The sequence below is a fragment of the Bacillus sp. FSL K6-6540 genome (assembly GCF_038007545.1).
In genome coordinates this window covers 3801029-3826598 of the sequence record NZ_JBBOXH010000001.1, presented here as the reverse complement: position 1 = coordinate 3826598, position 25570 = coordinate 3801029, and the positions used below count along the sequence as shown (strand labels likewise).

The following is a 25570-nucleotide window of genomic DNA, read 5'->3' as shown; positions in this document are numbered from 1 at the left end:
CAGTCTCCATTAGTTGAAGGGAGAAACCATCTATGAACAAGACATTGATCACAAATCCGATCATATGGGCGGACGTGCCGGATGTGGATGTCATCCGCGCAGAGGATGCTTATTATATGATCAGCACCAGCATGCATTCGATGCCGGGCTGTCCGATCATGAGATCCGAGGATTTGATGCATTGGGAAATTGTCGGTTACGTATATGATACGTTCGAAGACAATGAGGCCCATCGTTTGGAAGACGGCCAAAATATATACGGGCAAGGATCCTGGGCGGCCAGCCTACGCTATCATCAGGGCAGATTCTATGTTTGTTTCTCCAGCAACGATACCAGGAAATTTTACGTGTACTGCACGGACAATATCGTTCAGGGGCCGTGGCAGCGTTCGGTCATCGACGGACTTCGGCATGATCCAGGCCTGCTTTTTGATGATGACCGCGTCTTCGTAATCTACGGCAACGGGGATATTTACATCACCGAGTTGACCGCGGATACCACGGCTCTTAAGCCGGACGGAATCCACCAGCTGCTGTTCAAAACGGAAGCGGAGGGTATCGGACTTCGCTGCGAAGGCTGCCATGCCTATCGAATCAACGGTTATTATTATTTGCTGTTCATTGAATGGCCGAAAGCAGGCTTCGGCAACGGCCGGCGCAGACAAATCTGTTACCGGTCACGGGAATTGCTCGGCCCCTATGAACGAAGAATCGTATTGGATGACGATCTCGGATACCGTAACAAGGGAATTGCCCAGGGAGGAATATTCGACACGCCGGATGGCAAGTGGTACGCGATGCTGTTCCAGGATCATGATGCAGTCGGCAGAATCCCGTGCTTGGTGCCGGTGGCCTGGGAGGAGGATTGGCCGGTGTTCGGCATGGAAGGCAAGGTGCCGGAACGGTTTGATGTCGACTTGCCGCAAGGCGCGGCGAAGCCGCTCGTGATCAGCGACGAATTCGAATACGAATCGGATAAGCTGGCGCTGAATTGGCAGTGGAACCACAACCCGGATCATCGGCTGTGGTCGGTGACCGAACGCCCCGGTTTTCTAAGACTGACGACGGGCAGCTTGGCTGCAGGCGTGCTTCAGGCGCGCAATACGTTAACGCAGCGTACGGAAGGGCCTGCTTGCATGGGATTGGCCTTGCTGGATACGGATCGTATGAAGCCGGGCGATCGAGCTGGGCTTGTTGCCCTGCAAAGCCATTTCGGCACCGTAGGCGTTAAGGTGGCAGAAAACGGCGACAAGTTCATCGGGATGAGCGTGAACGATGGGGATGGCCTAGAGAAGGAGCTGGAAACCGTACGTTTTCACGGCAGGGATGTGCATTTGAAAATCCATTTTGATTTTGAAAACAGCAAAGATGTGGCTTCCTTTCATTATTCTGTCGACGGGTCGGAGTGGATGCCGATCGGCGGAGAGCTGAACATGCGGTATACGTTAGATCACTTTATGGGTTATCGGATCGGGTTATTTTATTATGCCACCACGCAAATCGGCGGCCATGTCGACTTCGATTATTTCCGCTACGAAAAAGCCGAACGGTAGAGCAGGAGGATGACGAGCCATGGCAGACCATGGGACGACAGCGGCAAATGAAACGGAAGGCCCGGCCGCACCGCAGAATCCGGCAGTCGGACGCCGCGGACTTTACATCCTATATGAGACGATGATCGAAGCGACGATTCGTCCCGATGGGAAGTATACGCAAGAGATTTACCTGGACGGGAGCCAACTCGTCGATAAAGCCCGATTTACGGGAGGTGTGACGGATGAAACCATTCTTGAGCTGCTAAAGAGCAGCAGCGGTCTCCGCCGGCTGGTGGACTGTATCGGGATCTCCGTTCATGCTCATGAACGAGACGTATCGAGCGCCCTATTCACATTTTGGAACTGGGGAAAAGCGAATCCATACGAAACGGGATCCCGGCAGACTATAACCTGTCCAGCCAACGGAACGGAAACGCTCTTGGTTCTGGATAACGACGAGGGTCGATATTCGGATGACCATGTTCCGGGCAAATTCGTCTTGGAGTTTGAGCGAGGGGGCGTGTTGGCAACGGCAAGCATCGTATTCTATCTTCATGACGGTTACCAAGTTCCCGAGGTTGCAGCCGACCCGCCGGTCGATGTGGAATCACAAGCATATCAAGACATGATTAAGAAATCGCTCATAAGTCCGGGCCATAACAAACGACTAAAAGCGGCGATCGAAAAAGCGAAGCGAGGCGAGCCCGTAACCATCGCCTACATCGGTGGTTCCATCACTCAAGGGGCCGGTGCTGTTCCGCTCCATTCCCAATGCTACGCATACCAATCCTATGACCTGTTCAAGCGAAGGTTTGCACCAGCCGCCGACAGCCCGATGCGTCTGATCAAAGCCGGCGTAGGCGGCACACCGTCGGAGCTGGGCATCGTCCGCTATGATCGGGATGTGCTTCGAGAAGGGGAGGTACAGCCGGATATCGTGATCGTCGAGTTTGCCGTCAACGACGCCGGCGACGAAACGAAAGGAAACTGTTACGAGAGCCTGGTCCTCAAGGCTCTTCGTGCCGATCACAAGCCGGCGGTGATTTTGCTGTTCAGCGTATTCGTGAACGACTGGAATCTTCAAGATCGGCTAGCCCCCGTAGGCTGGCATTACAACCTTCCGATGGTCAGCGTGAAGGATGCGGTCACGGAACAGTTTCGATACAGCAAGGAGCAAGGCAACGTGATTACGAAAAGGCAGTTTTTCTACGACATATATCATCCGACCAATGCAGGACATCGGGTGATGGCCGATTGTTTGGGCTGGTTATTCGAGATAACCGATCGTTCCCCCACCGACGAGGAAGACTTCACGGATGTACAGCCTCCGCTGATCGGAAACGACTTCGCTTTAACGAAGCTGCTCGACCGTCTGAATGGCGACCGTTTCGCCCGCATTGATGCCGGCGGTTTTTCGGACATCGACACGGATCTGCAGACGGCGGAAATGGACGATCATGCATACGGGACGCCGCAATTTCCGCACAACTGGATGCACACGGCCGATTCCGGCAAGCACAGCTTCAAGATGACCTTCCGGAGCAAGAGTCTCATCCTTGTTTATAAAGACTCCGGCAGCCGGGAATTCGGGACCGCGAAGATATGGGTGGACGGGAAGCTGAAGAAGACCGCCGATCCGCTTGAAGTGAACTGGACCCACTGCAATGCTGTGATTTTATACAATGATCCAAATTCGGAGGAACATTCGGTAGAGATCGAAATGGCGGAAGGCCACGAGGATAAGCGATTCACGATTCTGGGCTTCGGTTATGTTCCATAGGGTTGTATTAGAGCACAGCTTGCCAAAGTGGTGAGTTTGCTTGGATATCGCCCGGCGCTAAACCTATGAACTGAAGGGGAGAGGAACATGAAGGAGAAGGCCCCGGCCGGATTCGACCGGCAACGGGAACATATCGCCAGGGGAATAATCGAAACGGTGGAATATGCATCCGAAACGGTAGGCAACTTTCGAAAGGCGACGATCTATACGCCACCAGGGGATGGCGATGATAAAACGTACAACGTGCTTTATTTATTGCATGGGATCGGTGGTGATGAGTCGGAATGGCACCGCCATGCGGATCCGCAGACGATTCTGGATAATCTATGCGCGGATGGGAAACTCGCGCCGATGATCGTCGTTTTTCCCAATGGCCGTGCGATGCCGAACGATCGGGCTGAAGGGGACCTGTTTGATCCGGACAAAGTGAAAGCATTCGAGACGTTCGAATTCGATTTGCTAAACGACCTTATTCCCTTTGTCGAGTCGCGTTATTCGGTATCGACAGGTCGGGAAAACCGTGCGATTGCGGGGTTGTCCATGGGCGGGGGGCAATCCTTGAATATCGGCTTGAAGCACCTCGACCGTTTCGCATGGATCGGCGCTTTTTCCCCGGCTCCCAATACGAAATCTCCTGAACAGCTCGTCCCGCAACCGGAAGAAGCGTCGGCCAGGCTCAAATTGCTGTGGCTTTCATGCGGCGACGAAGACAGTCTTAAGCCGATTAGCGACCGGACGCATGCGTATTTGGCGGAGCACCAGGTTCCACATATTTCGTTTGAGGAACCTGGCGGACATGATTGGTCCGTATGGAAGAGCGATTTGTATCATTTTTCTCAGCACCTTTTTAAAGATAGCTAATGTGCAAGGAAGCCTTGTCCGTTTATGGCCGGGCTTTTTACTTTCAGCCAAAATGACCGAAAGGCGAAAAGATCATGACGTTACTGCCGAAGGAAATCATGTCCATGTTGGACAGAAAAGGTACAAAAGCCGCTGATCTGGTGCACTGGATGGAGTGTGACCGGTTGCCGGACGGCGGCTATACGGACGGATATCTCGTCTTGTCCCGGGAATATCTTCACATCTTTCGTGGCAGCGTCACTTCGAAGGAGAAGACGTTTTCGAGTGATGCAGCCCGCCGGAGCAAGGACGCTGGCAAGCCGGGGAGAGACCGTTCCGTCGATTGGGCATGGGAACGCATTCCCGTCGAACGATTGGAATCCCTGATCATCGTTAATCTGGTCGCTTCCGGCATGGTCGTGGCAAAGGAGCGGGAAGAGCGAGTGATCGGCGCATTCACGAGTGGTCAAATGAAACAGGCCGTCCGATTTGCGGGAGCCTTCGACAAAATGAAGAAAAACGAGCGGTTGGAGGCCTTCGAACAAAACGAGGAATCGGAAGGGGCTTCCTGCCCGACATGCGGATTGATGTACCCTGAAGAAGGCAGGCCATTCTGCCCGAAATGCATGAAGAGGCATGCCGTCTTCGCACGTTTGCTGTCGTTTGCGGGCAAGTATAAGCTGTCTATCTTCTTTATCGTGTTGTTTATGCTGCTCAACTCGGCGACCGGTCTCGTCATTCCTTATTTTCAAGGCACGGTGCTCTTTGATCAGGCGCTTGCCGGAAGTGGCGCTTTCGCGGGGAAGATCGGTCTTGTCATTGTGATCATTCTCGCATTCCGAACGCTATCGCTGTTATTCGGGGTCTTGTTCGGCACCATTATCGCAAAACTGGCGGCAAAGGTCGCATTCGATTTGAAATCGGCCGTATTTACCGCGTTGCAGCGGTTGTCGCTCGATTTTTTCATGCGTAGGCAGACCGGTCATCTCATGACCCGAGTGAATAACGACGCACAGGAACTACAATATTTCTTCGTAGACGGGCTTTCTTATTTCATCGTAAATGCGTTGAACATCATCGGCATCACCGCCGTGCTTCTTTGGATGGATTGGCGGCTTACGCTGATTTGCCTGCTGCCGATGCCACTGGTCCTTTGGCTTGTCCGGAGCGCGTTTCCGAAGCTGTGGCGCTTGTCCTGGCGAAGGCACCGCAGGGTGAGCGCCCTGAATTCAATCATCAGCGATTCGGTTCGCGGCTCGCGGGTCGTCAAGGCATTCGGTAAAGAAAAGGTGGAGATCCGCCGCTTTCAGCGGGCGAACGATGCATTCTCCGGGGCCGAACAGCGTTTCAACAAATTGAGCGGAACCGTGTTCCCGGTGCTCAATTTTCTGACGCAGGCGGGCGGGATCTTGATCTGGGCGTTCGGCGGTTGGTACGTGATGCAAGGCCGGATGTCGTTCGGCGCCGTGCTGACGTTCGTCAACTATATGATGATGCTGTATGGGCCGATTCAGTTCATGAACAATATCGTCGGCTGGTGGTCCAATTGCATGGCTGCGGCGCAGCGTATCTTCGAGATCCAGGATGCCGTGCCGGATGTAGCTGAGCGTCCTGGCGCCGTTCATTTGCCGGCGATGAAAGGCGATATCGTGGTCGATAACGTTTCGTTCGGCTACGAGCCGAACAAACCGATTTTGAAGCAGGTGTCCTTGTGCGCGAGACCGGGGCAGATGATCGGCGTTGTCGGCCATTCGGGTGCGGGGAAATCGACGCTTGTCAATCTGGTGTCGCGATTGTACGACGTAACCGAGGGGGAAATCCGGATCGACGGCGTCAATGTCAAGGATCTTTCGACAGCTTCACTGCGGCGTCATATCGGGATCGTATCCCAGGATGTCTATGTGTTCTCGGGCAGCATCGCCGAAAATATCGCGTACGCCGATCCCGATTGCCAGGCGGAGGACATTCTGCATGCGGCCAAAATCGCGAATGCGCACGATTTCATCGAAAAGCTGCCGGACGGCTATGATACCCAGGTCGGATCGGGCGGTTACAGCTTGTCCGGCGGGGAGAAGCAGAGGCTGTCGATCGCCAGGGCCGTGCTGCACAACCCAAAGGTGCTCATTCTAGACGAGGCGACCGCCTCGCTCGATACGGAGACGGAGCTGCAAATTCAGCAGGCGCTCGATTCGCTTGTCAAAGGACGGACGACGATCGCGATCGCCCACCGGCTGTCCACGTTAAGGCAAGCCGATTTTTTGGTTGTGATGGATAAAGGCGTCATCGTCGAAGCGGGCACGCACGACGAGCTGATGGCGATGGAGGGCGTCTATAGGGAACTGGTCCGCAAACATGACGAAGCGCTCAGAATGAAGGGGGAGATCATCGCATGACGACGATGGACGAACATCGGGGGACAGAGCTGGCGGATGCGGCAGGCATCCGATATTTGATCCCGGGCAATACGGATTTTACGGAGACGAACGGACGTATGCTATCGGTCTGTACCGGGGGCGAAGTGCATTCGCCGGTTTACGTGCATTGTTCCTTTCCGCATACGAACCAGCGCTCATTCTTGTCGATTCGTACGGCGGATAACAAGGAGATCGGCATGATCCGCCATCTTGACGATTTTCCCCAAGGCACGGCCTCCCTGATTGAAAGGCAGATGATAATCCGCTATTTTACGCCGGAAATAACGAAGGTTATTGCCGTAACCGAGGAGTTCGGCTATTCCTATTGGGAAGTTGCAACGACTGCCGGACTGTGCAGGTTTACGGTGCGAAACGGCAGCGGAAACGTCAAGTTCGCGGCGGAGAACCGCCTGCTGATTATAGACGTCGATGGAAACCGATTCGTCATCCCACAGGTGGACCGTCTGAGCGACAAGGAATACCGAATGGTCGAAATGAGATTGTAAACGGCGGTAACGGAGGAAAATCGATGAATTTGAATTTCACGCTTTCAGAGCAGGATTTAGCGGCGGTACGGCAAGTCGTCGGAGCGGAGATCGCTTATTGCGTCCCGGCCGACCTGTCGCTGGAAGGGCGGCGGGTGGAAGGCTATCTTGCGATCGGCGGTGGCAGGTGGGCCTATGTGCAAGACGGCCAGGTGCGAGACGAGGGAAACATCGCGGACGCCAGCGATTATAAGCTGGTGCCGTTCGTTGGCAATGCAGTGCTCGAAGCCACGGAGAACGAGACGAAGCGAATCGTCGTCCGGGTGACGATGCAGCATGCGGCCAGGTACGGCTATATCGCCCAAATCTTGAATGACATGGCTGCCAATCGCCCCATCCGTATTTATCATGATGAAGCGGATCCGGTTTGTGCAGCTTGCGGACGATCGCTCGTCCCGGGTACGCGGGTGTGTCCCCGATGCATGAGCAGAACAGCCGCTTTCAAACGACTGCTTCTCGTGTCGAGAAGGCACTGGCGAGGCTTAATGCTTGGGCTTGGCGTTCTGATCGTCGCTTCGGGACTGGCGATGGCTGGACCCTATTTCCAGAAGCTACTCGTCAACGCTGCGCTGCTGCCCCCCGCCGGGCAAGAAGCGAACGTTAGGGTGTTCTTCCTTGCCCTCGCCGGGATGCTGTTCGCCCTGGCCTTCGGCGAGCTGCTCGGCATCGCCAAAAACCGGATCATGGCCAGCGTCAGTACGGGCATTGCGGCCGATTTGCGCAAAACGGTATTCGATCGGATTCAGAACATGTCGCTCGGATTTTTGACGTCCCAGCGGGCAGGAGACCTGATGAACAGGGTGACGGCCGATACGGACCGCATCCGTCATTTGATTCAGGAGATGTGCACAACGGCCATCTACCAACTGATCATCCTGGTCGCGTCAGCGGCGCTGCTCTTTACCGCCGATTGGCGGCTAGCGCTGGTCGTGCTCCTTCCCGCTCCGTTCGTTGCTTATCTGCACTACCATATTTGGAGACGCGTGCTGCACAAGCTGTTTCACAAGCAGTGGCGAATCTCCGATAAGGCGAACTCATTCCTTCACGACGTTCTAAGCGGCATCCGGGTCGTGAAGGCGTTCGGCCAGGAAGAGCGGGAAATCCGCAGATTCCGGAAATACAACCGCGAATTTGCCGCAGCCGCGATCAAGAGCGAGCAATTGTACAGCGTTTTATCGCCGATCTCGAATTATTTGATTCAGATCGGCCAATATCTCGTCCTCATGATCGGCTGCTACATGATTATCGGCCGGGAAATGAACGTTGGCGAACTGATTCAGTTCAGCGCTTACGCCGCAATGATATTCGGGCCGATCTCCTGGTTGATGTTCATGCCGCGCTGGATCGCGAATGCCGTCATATCAATGCATCGTGTATTCTCGGTGATCGACGAGCAGCCGGAAGTCATCGATGCAAAGAACGCGGTGGGCCACCGGATTCGGGGTTCGATCGAGTTCCGCGACGTTTTTTTCGGTTACCGATCGTATGAGCCTGTTCTGAAGGAAATCAACCTCACCGTGAAGCCGGGGGAGATGATCGGACTCGTCGGCCATTCCGGATCGGGCAAATCAACGACGATCAATCTGATTTCCCGTTTTTATGATGTGAACGAAGGGGAGATTCGGATCGACGATATCGATATCCGGATGATCCGGCAGGAAGATTTGCGCTCGCAGATCGGAGTCGTGCTGCAGGAGACGTTCCTGTTCAGCGGGACGATCGCGGAGAATATTCAATACTCGAAGCCGGGCGCGAAGCCGGAAGAGGTTATTGAGGCGGCCAAAATCGCCAACGCGCACGATTTTATCATCAGCTTGCCTGACGGTTACGACACGAGGCTGGAAGAGAACGGGAACAATCTGTCGGGAGGCGAGCGTCAGCGGATCGCCATCGCGAGGGCCGTTCTGAACGATCCGAGAATCCTCATTCTGGACGAGGCGACGGCTTCGCTTGATATCGAGACGGAAGAGGCCATCCAGGAGGCACTGAAACGGGTGACGAAGAACCGCACGACGATCGCTATCGCGCATCGCCTCTCCACGCTGCGCCATGCCGATCGGCTCGTCGTTCTCGACAGGGGGCGGATCGCCGAGATCGGCTCGCATCGCGAATTGATGGATAAGCGGGGGATCTATTACAAGCTGATTGCCGCCCAGCGCGGCATGTCCCGCAAGAGCGACCCTTCCGTGGTGGTATGACGCCGCCAGATGCTTACTGTGAAATAGACGGGCTGAAAGATTAAAAGCTCGTTCTGCCGACATATCGAAAGGAGGAACTCAATGAAAGCATTGAGAGGCAAACAGGTCATTTTGAAAGAGCAAGAACTGATCCGCAGGGAACGAGCGAACAGAAGCTATCTGATGAAGCTGGACAGCGGTCATCTGTTGTTTAATTATCATTTGGAGGCCGGAAGATTTCATGGAAGAACGATTCCCGAAGGTGCGCACGGCGGTTGGGAAACGCCGGTCTGCCAATTGCGCGGCCATTTTCTTGGTCATTGGTTGTCTGGTGCGGCGTTGCATTATGAAGAAAGCGGCGACATCGAATTAAAGGCCAAACTGGATGCTATTGTGCATGAATTGCATGAATGCCAACGCGATAACGGCGGTCAGTGGGTCGGTCCGATACCCGAAAAATATCTGCACTGGATTGCAAGCGGAAAAAGCATCTGGGCGCCCCAATACAATTGTCACAAAATATTAATGGGGTTGGTCGATGCCTGGCAATATGCCGGAAATCGGCAGGCCCTGGATATCGTGGATCGGTTCGCGGACTGGTTGTCGAATGGAGCGGCACATTCACAAGAGAGCAATTCGACGATATTCTCGATGTGGAGACAGGCGGAATGCTTGAGGTTTGGGCCGATCTGTTGCACATAACCGGAGCGGACAAATATCGTGTGCTGTTAGACCGGTATTATCGCAGTCGGCTGTTTCAACCCTTGCTGGAGGGCAAGGATCCGCTTACGAATATGCATGCTAACACTACGATACCGGAAGTGCTCGGCTGTGCGAGAGCTTATGAGGTTACCGGAGACGACAGGTGGCTGTCCATCGTCCAAGCGTATTGGAATTGCGCTGTAACGGAAAGGGGAAGCCTTGCGACAGGCGGTCAAACCGCTGGAGAGGTCTGGATGCCGAAGATGAAGATGAAGGCCCGCCTAGGTGACAAAAATCAGGAGCATTGTACTGTCTATAACATGATCCGACTAGCAGATTTCTTATTTCGTCAATCTGGCGACCCTACCTACGCGCAATATATCGAGTACAATCTATACAATGGCATTATGGCGCAAGCCTATTATCAGGAATATGGTTTGACTGGTAGTCAGCATAACTATCCTAGAACCGGCCTGCTGACCTATTTCCTCCCCATGAAGGCCGGTCTGCGCAAGGAGTGGAGCACGGAAACCGACAGCTTCTTCTGCTGCCACGGCACGATGGTTCAGGCGAATGCGGCCTGGAACATGGGAATTTATTATCAGGACGGGGATATCGTCTATATCAGTCAATATTTCGATTCCGAGTTGGACGCAAGTATCGCTGGAACCCTCATACGGATCGTACAGACGCAGGACAAAATGAGCGGTAGCCTCCTATCCTCGTCTAACACGGCCGGGTACCAAGCTATTAATGATACAGCGTCGATAAATGAAAATATACCTACTTTTCGCAAATACGATTTCATTGTATCTGCTGCCGCACCGACAACGTTCACGCTCCGCTTCCGCATACCTGAGTGGATCATGGCGGGAGCATCCGTGTACGTCAATGACGTTCTGCAGGGGACGACTCTGGACAGCGAGAACTTCTATGACATTCACAGAGCATGGAAGGAAGGCGATACCGTCTCGATCATGCTGCCAATCGGCATTCGGTTTGTTCCGCTACCGGACGACGAACGAATAGGTGCCTTCCGATACGGTCCAGAAGTGTTGGCAGGCTTGTGCGAATCAGAACAGCAGCTCTATATGAGGGATGAGGATATTGCGTCCGCTATCGAGAACGAAAATGAACGTGAATGGGGGAGTTGGCGGTATTTCTTCAAGACAGTCAACCAGGAACCTGCCATCACGTTCAAACGAATTCGGGATATCGGGTACGAACCTTATCAAATTTACTTCAAAGTAACGCGTACAAAATTATAGTGAAGAGAGAAAAATAAAATATTCTGTGTGTCCAGCTGATCAACATCCATTCCTGCGATAGATCTAGGCTGATGACTAGTACGATCAAACAGGCGGATACTGAGATCGGTAAAAATGCCATTTCCGTAATGGAGATTTGAGAGATGTAAGCTGTCGGAGGTCTCATATAACGTTCCTGTTCGGCGGGACGATCGGAGTGAATATTCATTACTCGAAGCCGAGTGCAAAGCTGGAAGAGATTATTCTTGAAAAGCCTTATCCGTTAGGAGGGAAGGAGCAGCGTATGGAAAATGAAATTCTCAGCGTTCTCTGCTATACGAGAGAACCGCTTGAACCGGAAATCTATTCCCCGAAGCTTGCATATAGCATGCATCTCGCTTACACCGAAGACGGGATGAGTTATCGGGAGCTTAATCACAACTCGGGGGTGCTGTTCGCTAAAGCCGCCGAGCTCTCAAACGCCACGCTGTCCGCCAAGAGTTTGAAGAATCCGTACCTGTTCCACATGGCTGACGGAAACTTTGGCGTACTGGCCATTCGGACGGAAGCGGACGGTTCTCCCGATCAGCAGAGCAAGGGCTCAGTGCTTTTGTTCACTTCCCCGGACTTGCTGCAGTATCGGGAGCTCGGTCTGTTGAACCTAACGAACGGGCTTCATGTACAAGATATCATGTGCGAATATGAACATGCTTCCCGAAGGTATATCCTTCGTTGGCGTGAAGAAGACGGAAGGTATTATCAAAGGGAAATGGCGGATGTGACATGCCCGGACGACGCTGCCAAGCCGAAGCCGTGCGAAGCTTTCACGCTAAGCCCGAGACGCGTCGACATTGAAGGAGCAGTGCCCCGCAATGCGATACGTGTATCGCGAGGCGTGGCTCAGAGGCTGATTCATAAGCTTACGGTACCGGTTCATGTGCGTAATGAACTGCCGGAGCGTGTGGCCGTTACGTCCAAAGAACAGTTACAAGCCGTTAAAGTGACGGCGATATACAGTGATGGCACAACCACGATCAAGCCGATTGAGTGGGATGCGTCCGAGATCGATTGGAGCCGTCCCGGAACTTATCGCATTTCTGGAAGCATTCGGCAGGATCGCTATACGTTTCCGATGGCGACGAACCGTGCCGACCCTTGCATTGCGCAGTGGGACGGAAGGTATTATTTTGTCGCGACCAATGATGCCGACGGCAACCATACGATATCGATCCGGGAGGCGGATTCCATATTCGGTCTGGTCTCGGCAGAAGAAACCAAAATCCTGGATACAGGCATGCATGATCATCTGAAGCGATTTCTGTGGGCGCCTGAACTTCATGGCATCGGCGGCGATCTGTATATTTTTCTTGCCGGCTGCAGCGGCGAATTCAAAGACATTCAATCGCATGTTATGCGGTTAAAGAATGGCGGCAATCCGAGAATGGCTGCGGATTGGGGGACCCCAATCCGGGTCGCCAGGAATGACGGAAGCCCGCTGTTTCAAGCCGGCATAACGCTGGACATGACCGTATTAGAGCGGAAAGGCCGTTTATATGTGCTCTGGGCGCAAAGGGAATTGGTACCGCATGACCTGGGCTCGTGGATCTATATCGCCGAGGCGGATCCGAGGGAACCGTGGAGACTGTTATCGGAGCCTGTCCTGCTGTCCAAGCCCGATTACGGCTGGGCGAACAATCAAACGTTCGTGGAGGAAGGGCCCTTTGCACTCATGACAGACCGGAAGATCTTCGTGACGATATCCGGTGCTCTGGTCGATGCCACGTATTGCGTCGGCATGCTCAGCGTCAATTCTGACGCTGATTTGCTTGACCCGAACCAATGGACGAAGCGAAATTACCCGCTGCTAACCTCCAGAAGCGTGCCGGGCGAATACGGGCCAGGACACAATTCTTATGTGAAGGACGAGGAAGGAACGATCTGGAGCGTATATCACGCTCGTCCAGGCATCGGCCAACCCCGCTGCTCGGGTCTCCGTCGCGTGCATTTCGACGTTGACGGTGAACCGATGCTGGGCTTGACGGAAGAGAAGGACCTGAATCCAGCGCTTGCGTCCGTATACCTGGATGTGCAGGTGGAAGCATTGGTGGAAGACTGACGGAACAACAACTTTTCTGGGTTTGTGCGAATTGTTGAACATGAAGAACAAAAGAAGCGCCGTGTTCCCGTGTGCGGGTACGCAGCGCTTCTTTTGCGTTTTGACGACGTGAACCCGAGGTTAATCCTTTGCCAATGATGAATTCAGATTGGGCACACCGTATAGCCGATGCTCAAGCGCTTTCCACTTTCCGGCCCTTTGCGTTGCCCAGAGCATCAACACTTTTAGAATTTACAAATCATGTTTAGTTTCTCTCTGGTCCGTTAACGCAAGCAGTTATATGATCTTGGTAGCTACAAAATGTAAGCGCTGCAACATGAATGCAGCCATGACCAAGGGAGGGGAATAACGCATGTGGATGCGAAAGATCAGCCTGCTGTTCTGCAGTCTGATTCTGGTGTTCATGATGGCATGCAGCAGCGGTTCGGGCGGTGATCTGAAGTCGAGCGAACCCGGCATAGCGAATGAGGCCGTCAACGAGCCTGCAGTGAAAGACGAGGAACCGGCAGACGAACCAAGCGGCCAGGAAGACATATCCGGTTCGCCGGAAATGGATTTTGATATGGGCGGCAGCACCATCAAATGGGTGTCCTGGTATGACGAGTCCATTCAGGAAGACAACCCTGACAACATTAATCGAAAACGAAATTTGGAAGAGTTAATGGAAAAGCATAATTTTAAAATGGAATACGTAACCGTGGATTTCGGCGAGTATCAGGACAAGGTGACAGCTTCGCTGGTAGCGGGCGAACCGATCGGCGATATCATCCGGGTTGCAAGGCCATGGATGATTCCGACGCTGGTCAATCAAGGTTTGTTCGCGCCAGTGGATGAATACACCAAGAATGAGAAGGTATTCATACAGCAGTACACGAACGAGTACTCCCAATACGAAGGAAGAGGCTACGGATTTCGGACCGGCATCAACGGCGCATCATCCGGCATTTTCTATAATCGCACGCTAATGAATCAATTGGGCATAAAGCCGTTGCAGGAATACGTCAACGAAGACAACTGGAACTGGGACACATTCATTCAAGTCGCGAAAGAAGCGAACAAAGATTCAAATAACGACGGCAAGTTGGATATTTGGGGGCTTGCAACCGCTTCCTTGCTGGTTCCTGCCATGGCTTCGAACGAGGCGAATCTGGTCATTCTCGATCAGCAAGGACTCGAGGATCCAAAAACCTTGGAAGTATTGAACTTCTTATCGCGACTTGCAACCGAGGCGGTTGGCAGGCCTACGGAAGGAGGGGACTGGACTGAGGCGGGCCAATTTTTCCGCCAAGGCAACACTTTGATGCTTGCCGGCAGCGACTATGAAATGGAGAACTTCAAGCAGGACATGCCGGATTACGATATCGGCTTTCTTCCATTCCCGAAAGGGCCAAGCGCCACAGGGTATCATTCGCATAATACGATCCCGAACTATCTGACGATTCCAAGCGCGGTAGAACACCCCGAACGCCTGGTTTACATTTACGAGAAAATCAACGATATCGACTCAATCTACGATTATCCGAAACAATCCACGCTGGAAACACTATTCAGCAATGAGGACGATATTCAAAATGCCAAGATGGCCGGTGAGAGCATCAAAGTAGTTGATACCAACGCCGGGTATCCATCGATGCCTTATTACGAATTTACAGGGGAAATTCAGGAAGGCATCCCGGTATCAACGGTTGTCGAGAAATACAAAGCGCCGTTCCAGGCCGCGATTGATACAGTTTGGAAAAAGTGAGCAGGGATCGTCAACCATAACAGCTGCCCTCGCATCCTCTTTCGATTAGGAGGGCGGCTTCAGGTAAAGCCATTCGTGTTGGAAAGCGATTTCGATTAATGCCTCTTAATGGCAGAGGGAGGATAGCCTTTCGATTCCTTGAACACTTTGCTGAAATAGGAAAGGTCATAAAAACCGCAGCATTCCGCGGCTTCCGTAACAGTACAATTGCCCGTCGCCAGCATGATTTCAGCATTATTTACGCGAACGCGCTGCAGGTATTCCTTGTAGGTCGAACCGGTGTTCAGCTTGAATAGCTTTCCAAGGTAGACGGGGTGGAGATTGAGCTGCTCGGCAAAATCGTTTAACGTCAAGTCTTCCGCATAGTGCTCTTCGATGAATGCTGTCAGTTTCTTGATCCGCGGATCCATCAGCATCGTCGTTTGGCGATGCATGCAGCGGAGCAGCCGATGGAGAATGAGTTCGAACAATGCGCGCGCATGGATCATATAAAACGGTTGTTTATTCATCCACACGAGGTTGAACTCACGGATGTAGGAAAGAATCTCCTTGGTGATCAATTTCTTTGTGACCACGCCAAACGGAAGCCGGATATAATTATGCGGCTCGGCCCAGAAAAAATTGAACGGATACGCATGCATGGGCGACTCCTTACATGTATGGGCTTCTCGTACGCTTCCTCCGGGAACGTATACCAGGTCGCCTGCTTCAACTGCAAATTTTTTGCCGTTAATGTAGTAGTTTGCCCGGCCCTCAACAACGAACGTCAAATCATGAAATCCGATTCGGGACTTCTGAATTTTCCAATCCGGATAACATTTACGGTCTACGAACAGAAAGATATTCGGTACGAGATGAGGGTGATATTCAAGCTCCATGCGAAAATCGCCTCCTTTTAAAAAAATTGTAACGTCCTAATGAACTTTTACAACCTGTGATTGGATTGTAATTTTACCATGGAATCGCCGCTTGCTATTATCGAAATTTTCAGCTAAGAAAGGGAATGATTGAATGATCACGTTAACCGGGTTTGCGGATGAGATCTCCCAGGATTTGGAGGAACAGCTGGATGTCCTTGAATCCGAAAGCATCCGTTATCTTGAGCTTCGAGGCGTATGGGGGAAAAACGTGCTGCAGTTGAGGGAAGAAGAGTTGTCTGGCATAAAAGAACGATTATCGCAGCGGGGGGTCGGAGTCTCCTCAATCGGATCGCCGATCGGGAAAATCCAAATCACCGACGACTTTGAACCTCATCTCGAACATGCCAAGCATGCCGTTCGTTTGGCTAAGTATTTCCAAGCGCCTTATGTCCGCGTGTTTTCCTTTTACATTCCCGACGGAGACCACGAGAAGTATCGGCCAGAGGTAATACGGCGCATGCTTCGGCTCGCTCAGTTGGCAGAGCAGGAAGGCATTGTACTGCTTCATGAGAACGAAAGCCATATTTACGGAGACACCGGCGAGCGATGCTTGGAGTTGCTTCAATCAGTTTCGTCCCCCCATTTGCGGGCGGCGTTCGATCCTGCGAATTTCGTGCAGTGCGACGTGAAACCCGTAGGCGAGGCCTTCCCATTGGTCGGCGACTATACGGCGTATATCCATGTCAAAGACGCCATAATGGGGAAGGGGATGGTCGTGCCCGCAGGCGATGGTGACGGCGAGCTACGTCTGCTCCTTCAAGAGCTTTGCCGCAGGCGGTATTCCGGCTTTCTGTCTTTGGAGCCGCATCTGCGGGCCGCCGGAAGGTTCGAGGGATTCACCAATCCCCAACTATTCGTCGAGGCTTCCAAAGCGATAAAGCGATTGCTAGCTGTGGAAGGGATGGAGTGGAATTGAAAGGTCGGATATGAATTCAACCGAGTGCATCCTGACACGAATCCAAAAAAAAATTTTTGGGAGGAGCAGTCTCATGAATCGTTTCTTGATTTCACGTTATAAGAAAGCCATAAGTGCATGTTTGGCCCTTGTCCTTGCGTTGTCCCTTTTGCCGGCACCTGGCGATGTTGCCGCAGCCAGCGACGCCGTTGTGAATGTATCGTCGGAGAAACAAGTGATACGCGGTTTCGGAGGCATCAACCACCCGGCATGGATCGGAGATTTGACGGCAGCACAGAGAGAAACCGCATTCGGAAACGGACACAACCAGTTAGGATTCTCGATATTAAGAATCTACGTGCACGAAGACCGAAATCAGTGGTACCGTGAACTGGATACGGCCAAACGAGCGATTGCCCTTGGAGCTATCGTATTCGCTTCGCCATGGAATCCGCCCGCCGACATGGTCGAGACCTTCAACCGCAACGGCGATACGTCGGCAAAGCGACTTCGCTACGACAAGTATGCCGCGTATGCCCAGCATCTTAACGATTTCGTAACCTACATGAGAAACAATGGCGTGAATCTTTACGCGATTTCCGTCCAGAACGAGCCCGATTATGCGCATGACTGGACGTGGTGGACGCCGCAGGAAATGCTTCGCTTTATGAAAGAAAATGCCGGATCGATCAACAGCAGAGTGATCGCACCGGAATCGTTCCAATATCTGAAAAATATGTCGGACCCGATTCTAAATGATCCCCAGGCGCTTGCCAATATGGATATTCTTGGCGCTCATCTGTACGGTACCCAAGTTAGCAATTTCGCGTATCCACTATTCAAACAAAAAGGAGCGGGAAAAGACCTCTGGATGACCGAGGTGTATTACCCGAACAGCGACAACAACTCGGCGGATCGCTGGCCTGAAGCCTTGGATGTGTCTTACCATATCCACAATGCGATGGTAGAGGGAGATTTTCAAGCTTACGTATGGTGGTATATCCGCAGATCCTACGGTCCGATGAAAGAGGACGGCACGATCAGCAAACGCGGCTACAATATGGCTCATTTCTCCAAGTTTGTCCGTCCCGGCTATGTCAGGGTGGATGCTTCGAAAAATCCACAAACGAACGTTTACGTATCCGCCTATAAAGGCGACAACAAAATCGTTATCGTTGCCATAAACCGGAACAACTCCGGGGTCAATCAGAACTTTGTCCTTCAGAATGGATCCGTTTCGCAGGTATCAAGGTGGATCACGAGCAGCAGCAGCAATCTCCAGCCAGGAACGTCTCTCAATGTAACAGGGAGCAATTTCTGGGCTCATCTTCCCGCGCAAAGCGTTACGACTTTTGTGGGTGAACTCGGACGGTAACACATCGTCTACGGTACTGTTAACAAAGCGTATGATAAGGGCTGTCTTCAAGTCACAAGGGTGACTTGGAAGGGCAGCTCTTTGTTCTGGGCTGGTAATCAGTAAGGAAATCCACGAAGTGCCGACACACAGCTCGCAGTGGTTCCTGCCAAACCCCTTAATGTTTATATTAACTCCGATTGATCATATTGCCTCGTAAAGGAATTTGCGTCCTTTCGCTCCTAGCCTATTCCCATATCGTATGCAATTGTACTCCGAGGAAGGAATTGTACCTTTTTCTTGCGAACAGTCAAGTGTATCATCGAATTGCTTCATATTTGAAAACGCTTTCTATTGAGGAGGGTACATATGCAGCGTTTATGGTCCAAGTTCTCCCCGGTGTTCCGCAGATTTCTGATTTCCTACCTGATTGTGCTGTTAATCCCCCAAATCGCAGGTTATGCATCGTACAGGGCTTCGATTGAAGTAGCAAAATCAAGCTCGATCGAAAACAGTCTGAGTTCATTGAATCTGGGAAAAGAGATCATCGAGCGGCATCTGGTGGAGGTGGAAGCCTTCACGAAGCAGCTTGCGATCAATCAGGATTTATATCGTCTGATCGCCGATCCCAAGCCGCTCGACAGCAACAACGTTTACGGCTTGGGGAGGATGCAGCGCAGTCTGTCCATGTACAGCAGCACGAACGATTACCTGTCTAATTTCTTCATCTACATACGCAATTATAACGCCATTATTACGCCGAGCACCGTCTATTACCGGCCTGAGCATTATTACGAGGCGAATCGGCTTGAAGGAATGACGTTCGAGGAATGGGAAGAGGCCGTATTAAAGAAACCTCATCTAAATGAGTTGATTCCGCTTAAGAAATATAGGCGGGAAATCCGCGATACGGTGTTTGTCGAAATGCCGGCAGTCACGTTTCTGCAGTCGATACCGCTTAACAGCTTCAACAATCCACAGGCGATGATCGGCGTTATGATCGATGAAGATCATATGGGCAGCCTGCTGCAAAACATCGTGGACCAATACGGCGGCTGGGCGGTGGTTGCGGACCGGGAAGGCAGCTTGATCCTGTCCCGCGGCATCGGCGAAGAGGAAGCCAAGCGCTTCTCCGAAGCTCCGGGAGACGAGAACGGAGAAGTCAGCCCCACGGGCGACGGCAAACTGTTGATTACCATTCGGTCCGACCTGAACGGGTGGACCTATATGGCCGGAATACCCGAGCAGGTGCTGTTGACGAAGGCCGACAAAATCCAGCGGGTCACGACGACGTTTACGCTGGCTGCGCTGGTCATCGGTTTGCTGATCGGACTTGTGCTCGCGTACCGGCACAGTGCTAAGCTCCATTCGCTCCTGTCCGTGTTTCGCGAGCAAAACCACATTTCTCGGGAGAAGATCGGTAATGAGTATGATTTCCTGGCCGGCAATATCGCGGCGCTGATCGCAAACAATGAATTGCTGGAGTCTTCACTGAACGATCAGCTCCCGCTGCTTAGGGATGCGTTTATCAAGCGGCTGCTGACAGGCGACTTCTATACGCTGCGCGAGATCGAGGCGGTCTCCGGTCAAACCGGAGTCCGCCTCCGCGGCGAGCATGGACGTGCAGGCATTCTAAAAGTTGCCGGATATGGCAGCGCTGACAGTGAGGAAATCATCCAGGAACTCAGCGTCGCAAGGTTGATCGTCCGGCAGGGCTTGAGCCGGCTGGAATCCGATGTGCTGGTTACGGACTGGGGTTCGGACCAGATCGCTTTCGTGCATGCGCTTGCCGGAGAGCCGCTGGACGATTTACATCGTCGCCTGGAAGCCGGTTTGCTCGAACTAGTCGATACCGTATATCGGCAGCATCGATTGTCGATCACGATCGGGCTGGGTTCGGTGTTCGACGCGTGGAACGGCGTAGCTGACTCGTTCAACGAAGCGCAGCAAGCGTTGGAATATGCCGTCCACACTGGGGCAGTCGGCATCACCCGGTTCGAGGATGCGATGAAAGCAACGGAGCTGTACTATTATCCGATTGAATCCGAACAGCGTATGCTCAATACGCTTAAGGCGGGTGAACTGGAGGAAACAAGCCGCCTTCTTGACCAGCTGTTCAGCCGGAACTTTGAAGAAAGGGAGCTGTCGTACGATATGACGCAGCAGTTTGTGACGGAACTCAAGGGAACCTTTTTGAAGCTGGCCGAACAAAAAATATTCCACGACGAGTCGTTGACCGACCATATCAAGGAACAGATCGCGGCCGTTACGACGACGGACGGGGTCGATCAGCTCAGGGACAGATTCGGGAAGCTCATTCATGATATCTGCATGGACGTCCGGAAGAAAAAATGCGACATGCATGCCGAGACCGTGGGTGAGATCATCCGCTATATCCACGAGCGTTACTCCGACGCAGAGTTGACGCTTTATCGTATCGCGGAGCATATTGGCAAGCCCGAAAAGTATATCTCCCAAATGTTCAAGGAACATACGGGAACGAATCCTTCGGACTACGTTGAGCTGGTGAGGATCGGCAAGGCGGCCGAGCTGCTGCAGGAGAACATATTGACGATTGACGAGATCGCCGCGCAGGTGGGGTATAACAGCGCCCATTCATTTCGGAGGGCCTTCAAGCGGGTTCGCGGCGTGTCGCCGAGCACATTCCGGCAAATGGCCGATTAAGGAGACGGCGATCTCGCCAATCTTTTGCGTAAAAGGGAGGTCAGCCGTCTGCTTAATCAAAGGGGATCGAACGTGTTGGCGGACGTTTTTTAATCGAATCCGCCTAATGAAAAACCTAGTAAAATCAAGGCTTAGAAAGCATCCGTTTCCGAAATTGTACGGCAAGGGAGAAAGTGTGCCTTTACGAAGCCGAGCGTGCAATTTTATGATTACGCACAAGAAAGCGCTGCCAAATAAGTTCTGGCTTCATTGGCAGCTACTCATCGAAGGAGGGATGGAACTGAGTACTCTATTTTCCAAGTCCAAAACGGTCAGAGCCCCGAGCGGCAAGCGCTCGGAAATCGGAAGAGCCGCCTATCGAAGCTTCAGAAGACATTGGCAACTGTATCTGCTGGTCATTCCGCCGGTCTTGTACTTCATCATCTTCAAGTACTTGCCCATGGCAAACGCCGTGCTAGCATTCAAGAATTATAACGTAATGAAAGGGATTTGGGGGAGTCCATGGGTCGGCACACAGTATTTCGAGATGTTTTTTCGCAACCCTGCGTTCGTGACACTGATCAAAAATACGCTGTACATTTCGTTCTATCAATTGATCGTCGGGTTTCCGATCCCGATTCTGCTGGCGTTGGCCTTGAACGAGGTGAAGAGCGCAAGGTTCAAAAAAACCGTGCAGATGGTCACCTATGCGCCATATTTCATCTCCACGGTGGTCATGGTGTCCATCATCATGCTGTTCCTGTCCCCACGTCTTGGGATCGTGAATACCATTGCTGGCGCGCTTGGCTTTGAAGCGGTCAATTATCTTGGAGAGCCTGGCATGTTCCGCACGATCTACGTGCTGTCCGATGTATGGCAAACCATGGGCTATTCCGCGGTGATTTATCTTGCTGCTCTGGCGGGAGTGGACCCGTCATTATATGAAGCGGCCAAAGTGGATGGCGCCAATCGGTTCCAGAAAATCCTGAACGTCGATCTTCCCGGCATTCTGCCGGCCGCGGTCATCATTCTGATTCTCAGCGTAGGCAACATCATGGCACTCGGCTTCGAGAAAATGTACTTATTGCAGAATCCGCTGAACTTGTCCTCGTCCGAGATCATTTCCACGTATGTGTACAAAATCGGATTGCTGAACGCGAACTACAGCTTCGCCACGGCGGTAGGATTGTTCAATTCCTTGATCAATCTGGTGCTGCTCCTAGTCGTCAACGCCATTGCCAAGCGGGCATCCAATACCAGCCTCTGGTAAATTTCACGAAAGGGGGGAAGTGACATGAACGCATTGCGGGCCCATTCCGGAAGCCGACGGAGCGTGAGGATCAAGGAGTCGCTGGGGGACCGTATTTTTCTGAGCGTAACCTACATCTTGCTGATCTTGGTTTTAATTGCCGTCCTGTATCCGCTTATTTACATCGTAAGCTCGTCCCTGAGCAGTCCAAGCGCCGTCTCTGCAGGCAAGGTGTGGCTGTGGCCGGTCGACGTATCGCTGGCAGGGTACGAGGCGGTGTTCCGAAACGGCCAGGTGCTGACAGGCTATGCCAATTCGCTGTTTTATACCGTTGCCGGTACGTTCATCAGCGTATCCCTGACCATCATGGTCGGTTACCCGCTGTCGAAGAAGTCGTTTTTCGGCCGCACGCCGCTTATGGTTTTCATTACTTTCACCATGCTGTTCTCCGGCGGGTTGATCCCGACCTATCTGGTCGTCAAATCGATGGGCATGATCGATACCCGCTGGGCGCTGCTCATTCCGAATGCCGTTTGGGTATGGCAGGTCATTATCGCCAGAACCTTCTTCCAGACCTCAATCCCGGATGAGCTTTCCGAGGCGGCAGACATCGACGGGTGCAGCGACATCCGCTACATTTTCAGCGTCGTTCTTCCGCTTGCCAAACCGATTATCGCCGTGCTCTCGCTTATGTACGCGGTGGGGCAGTGGAACGCCTATTTCGATGCCTTGATCTACTTAAAATCGCAATCGCTCTATCCGCTTCAGCTCATTCTCCGCAGCATTCTCATCCTGGGAAGCGGAACGGGCAATATGGACGCCGGGGAGATGGTGAAGCAGCAGCAAATGGCCGAGCTCATGAAATACTCGCTTATTGTGGTGGCAAGCCTTCCGGTGCTGGTGATCTATCCGTTCGTGCAGCGCTATTTCGTGCAAGGCATGCTGATCGGCTCCGTGAAGGGCTGATCGTGGGCAGAGCCCGTTATGTTGCATTACCAATTCATGAGGGGGAGATTGATTTGAGAAAAACAGCAACTCGTCTGCTTGTTCTCATACTGATGCTTAGTTTTGTGCTTGCCGGATGCTCCGGCGGAAATGACAACCCGGGAAGCGCAGGGAAGGAAGGCGGCATGCCGGACTCCGGCGAGAAGGTAACGATCAACGTTTTTGCCCATCAAGGATCGGATATGGATCTGAAAACCAACAAGTTTACGAAAAAAATGGAAGAGCAATTCGGCATCAAATTCAATTGGACAACCGTTCCGTTTGACGGCGCGGCCGAAAAACGGCAAATCTCGCTCGCGTCCGGCGACTATCCGGATTTGTATATGCTTATTCCATGGGTAGACCGTTTCTCGCAGACGGACTTATTGAAGTTCGGACAGCAGGGGGTAATCATCCCGCTGAACGACCTGATCGATGAGCATGCTCCGCACATTAAGGAAGTGCTGGAGAACAACGATTATTATAGAGCAATGAACACCGCGCCGGATGGCAACATTTACGGCTTGACCGGCTTAAACGAATGCTTCCACTGCTCCTACCCGAATAAAATGTGGATCAATACGAAGTGGCTTGATCAGCTCGGGCTTGCGCAGCCGACGACGCCGGAAGAATTCAAAGCGGTTCTCGAGGCCTTCAAGACACAGGATCCGAACGGCAACGGCAAGGCGGACGAAGTGCCGCTCAGCGGATCCGTCGAAAATTTCGGCGTTCACGTAATCCCTTACCTTATGAACGGCTTTATATACAACGACGACAGAACATATCTCATCATGAAGGAGGGCCAGGTAGACACCGCCGCGAACAAACCGGAATGGCGGGAAGCGCTGGCCTACATCAAATCGCTTTATGATGGGGGGCTCATTGACCCGGGAGCCTTTACGCAAAATGCAGGCGCGTACAAAAAAATCGGGGATAACGCGGACGCACAGCTGTTGGGCGCCGGGGCCGGCATGCATCCCGCCTTGTTCCTGACGACGGGAGAAGACGCGCCGTACAGCAAGGACTATAACCCGCTTTCGCCTTTGCGAGGACCGCATGCCGATTATGCAACATTCAACTATCCGATAGATCCGGGCGCATCCTTCGTCCTGACGAATAAAGCGAGCAAAGAGGCCCAAATTGCCGCCATTCAAATGCTGGACTATTTCTACACGCAAGAAGGCGCGATGCTTTCCTACCTCGGTGAAGAAGGCAAAAGCTGGCGCAAGCCGCAGGATGGAGAAATCGCGCTGAACGATAAAGTGGAGCCGCTCTATAAAGCGATCCCGCTTGAACCCGGGGAGCAGCCCCGCAATGACAATTGGGGAGCATTAACCCAATATAACCATCACCGGGCATACCGCGATGCCGAGGTTCAGGGCACAGATATTTACGCCGATGACGGTTACGAACGCCGCCTGTACGAGGCAACGCTATTGATGGAAGGCAAGGAGCCGCAAGATATCTTCCCGCACTGGGCGCTATGGGTCGACCCGCTGGTTGCCGACGAAGCCAGCATGATGCAGACGAACATCAAGGACTATATTGACCAGAACGCCTTGCTGTTCATCACCGGTGCCAAGAGCCTGGATAAGGATTGGGATGATTACGTGAAAGGGCTGGAGGGTCTGAACATGCCGCGTTATATTGAAATCATGCAGGCTGCTTACGATTCATCGACAATATCGAAATAAACCGTGGCCCGATAAGCCCGGCTTGGAGGCAGGAGTCTTTGCTCAGGACGCGGGGCTCTTGTCTTCCTTATTTTTAAAGTTCGGCGTTTAAGTGATCTTCGATTTGGGACCGTGACATCAAAAAAAGGTACAAATATGCGGGATTCGGCAATTTCTATTCTGTTATCGGATGTTGCAACAAGGTGGAATGGAGGTTGTGTTCGATGCGCATTGACGCCCATCAGCATTTTTGGAAAATCGAACGCAACGATTACGGATGGATGACGCCCGAAATTCCGGTGCTTTACCGCGACTATTTGCCTTCCGGTCTCAAACTGCATTTGCAGAGACACGGCATCGGCCATACGATTCTTGTTCAGGCTGCGCCGACGATCGAGGAAACCGAATTCATTCTGAAATTAAGCGAAACGGCCGTACGGGCAGCGCCTCGTCGATGGAAAGCGCCTTTGGGCTCGTCGGCCATGGCGGTTCCTTGACGTTTGTCGGGTTGGTAAAAAGCACGATTACCTTTAACGATCCCGATTTTCACGCGTGCGAAATGACGGTGCAGGGCAGCCGAAATGCGACGCGGGAGGACTTCGAGCGGGTGATTGCGGCCATAACCGGCGGCTGCATTGACATCGGCATTACATTACCCACCGAAGCTCGCTCGAGGACATGATCGACAACTTCGACAGCTGGCTCTTGCCGGAATCGAAGGTGATCAAGGC

The 25570-nt window shown here is 52.6% G+C and carries 17 protein-coding genes and 2 pseudogenes; 18 read left to right on the top strand and 1 reads right to left on the bottom strand.

The window, feature by feature from the left end; translation table 11 throughout:
- Window positions 1-32: 32 nt before the first annotated feature.
- The 10 genes and pseudogenes from MHH82_RS16755 to MHH82_RS16710 all read left to right on the top strand — a co-directional run bounded on the left by MHH82_RS16755 (window position 33) and on the right by MHH82_RS16710 (window position 15100).
- Window positions 33-1553, top strand: a complete 1521-nt coding sequence (locus tag MHH82_RS16755; RefSeq protein WP_251496208.1) for a glycoside hydrolase family 43 protein — start codon at window positions 33-35, stop codon at window positions 1551-1553.
- 19 nt (window positions 1554-1572) lie between these two features.
- The gene (locus MHH82_RS16750; RefSeq protein WP_340966896.1) at window positions 1573-3315 is read left to right on the top strand and encodes an SGNH/GDSL hydrolase family protein; all 1743 of its coding nucleotides are present in this window, start codon (window positions 1573-1575) and stop codon (window positions 3313-3315) included.
- An 87-nt stretch (window positions 3316-3402) separates the two neighbouring features.
- Window positions 3403-4176 carry an alpha/beta hydrolase gene (locus tag MHH82_RS16745; RefSeq protein ID WP_036660572.1) on the top strand — a complete coding sequence of 258 codons (774 nt, stop codon included), beginning with the start codon at window positions 3403-3405 and terminating at the stop codon, window positions 4174-4176.
- A gap of 74 nt (window positions 4177-4250) precedes the next feature.
- Complete coding sequence (locus MHH82_RS16740) at window positions 4251-6548, top strand: ABC transporter ATP-binding protein (protein ID WP_340966894.1); 2298 nt, start codon at window positions 4251-4253, stop codon at window positions 6546-6548.
- Window positions 6545-7075, top strand: coding sequence for a DUF1854 domain-containing protein (locus tag MHH82_RS16735; protein WP_340966893.1), 531 nt, complete (start codon window positions 6545-6547; stop codon window positions 7073-7075). Before MHH82_RS16740 ends, MHH82_RS16735 begins: the two co-directional genes overlap by 4 nt.
- Window positions 7076-7098: 23 nt before the next feature.
- The gene (locus tag MHH82_RS16730; RefSeq protein ID WP_340966892.1) at window positions 7099-9312 is read left to right on the top strand and encodes an ABC transporter ATP-binding protein; all 2214 of its coding nucleotides are present in this window, start codon (window positions 7099-7101) and stop codon (window positions 9310-9312) included.
- Between the two features lie 81 nt (window positions 9313-9393).
- Window positions 9394-10508: pseudogene (locus MHH82_RS16725) on the top strand (beta-L-arabinofuranosidase domain-containing protein); the annotation flags it as partial.
- Entirely contained in the window at window positions 10488-11261 is a 774-nt protein-coding gene (locus tag MHH82_RS16720; protein WP_340970012.1) for a hypothetical protein, read from the top strand. The pseudogene MHH82_RS16725 and the gene MHH82_RS16720, both read left to right, overlap by 21 nt.
- Before the next feature lie 196 nt (window positions 11262-11457).
- The gene (locus MHH82_RS16715; protein WP_340966890.1) at window positions 11458-13356 is read left to right on the top strand and encodes a family 43 glycosylhydrolase; all 1899 of its coding nucleotides are present in this window, start codon (window positions 11458-11460) and stop codon (window positions 13354-13356) included.
- A gap of 352 nt (window positions 13357-13708) precedes the next feature.
- Window positions 13709-15100 (top strand): ABC transporter substrate-binding protein, encoded by a 1392-nt coding sequence (locus MHH82_RS16710; RefSeq protein WP_036660567.1) that lies wholly within the window; start codon window positions 13709-13711, stop codon window positions 15098-15100.
- A gap of 95 nt (window positions 15101-15195) precedes the next feature.
- Here the strand turns inward: MHH82_RS16710 and MHH82_RS16705 are convergent, their stop codons facing one another.
- Window positions 15196-15978 (bottom strand): helix-turn-helix domain-containing protein, encoded by a 783-nt coding sequence (locus tag MHH82_RS16705; protein ID WP_051425300.1) that lies wholly within the window; start codon window positions 15976-15978, stop codon window positions 15196-15198.
- 133 nt (window positions 15979-16111) lie between these two features.
- On the opposite strand from MHH82_RS16705, the gene MHH82_RS16700 reads away from it, so the two are divergent.
- The 8 genes and pseudogenes from MHH82_RS16700 (at window position 16112) to MHH82_RS16665 (ending at window position 25521) form a co-directional block, all read left to right on the top strand.
- On the top strand, window positions 16112-16936 hold the full coding sequence (locus MHH82_RS16700; RefSeq protein ID WP_340966884.1) for a sugar phosphate isomerase/epimerase family protein: 825 nt from the start codon (window positions 16112-16114) through the stop codon (window positions 16934-16936).
- Between the two features lie 85 nt (window positions 16937-17021).
- A complete protein-coding gene (locus MHH82_RS16695; protein ID WP_145036817.1) occupies window positions 17022-18290 on the top strand; it encodes a glycoside hydrolase family 30 protein in 1269 nt (422 codons plus the stop codon).
- 348 nt (window positions 18291-18638) lie between these two features.
- Window positions 18639-20954 carry a helix-turn-helix domain-containing protein gene (locus MHH82_RS16690; protein ID WP_015735510.1) on the top strand — a complete coding sequence of 772 codons (2316 nt, stop codon included), beginning with the start codon at window positions 18639-18641 and terminating at the stop codon, window positions 20952-20954.
- Window positions 20955-21228: 274 nt separating this feature from the next.
- The gene (locus tag MHH82_RS16685; protein ID WP_176502406.1) at window positions 21229-22203 is read left to right on the top strand and encodes an ABC transporter permease; all 975 of its coding nucleotides are present in this window, start codon (window positions 21229-21231) and stop codon (window positions 22201-22203) included.
- Window positions 22204-22227: 24 nt separating this feature from the next.
- Window positions 22228-23148 carry a carbohydrate ABC transporter permease gene (locus MHH82_RS16680; protein ID WP_145036617.1) on the top strand — a complete coding sequence of 307 codons (921 nt, stop codon included), beginning with the start codon at window positions 22228-22230 and terminating at the stop codon, window positions 23146-23148.
- A 53-nt stretch (window positions 23149-23201) separates the two neighbouring features.
- Window positions 23202-24860: an ABC transporter substrate-binding protein gene (locus tag MHH82_RS16675; RefSeq protein WP_340966875.1), complete on the top strand. Its 1659-nt coding sequence runs from the start codon at window positions 23202-23204 to the stop codon at window positions 24858-24860.
- A 203-nt stretch (window positions 24861-25063) separates the two neighbouring features.
- A pseudogene (locus MHH82_RS16670) lies at window positions 25064-25267 on the top strand (amidohydrolase family protein); the annotation flags it as partial.
- A gap of 26 nt (window positions 25268-25293) precedes the next feature.
- Window positions 25294-25521, top strand: a complete 228-nt coding sequence (locus MHH82_RS16665; RefSeq protein ID WP_144374251.1) for a hypothetical protein — start codon at window positions 25294-25296, stop codon at window positions 25519-25521.
- The last annotated feature ends 49 nt before the right edge of the window (window positions 25522-25570 follow it).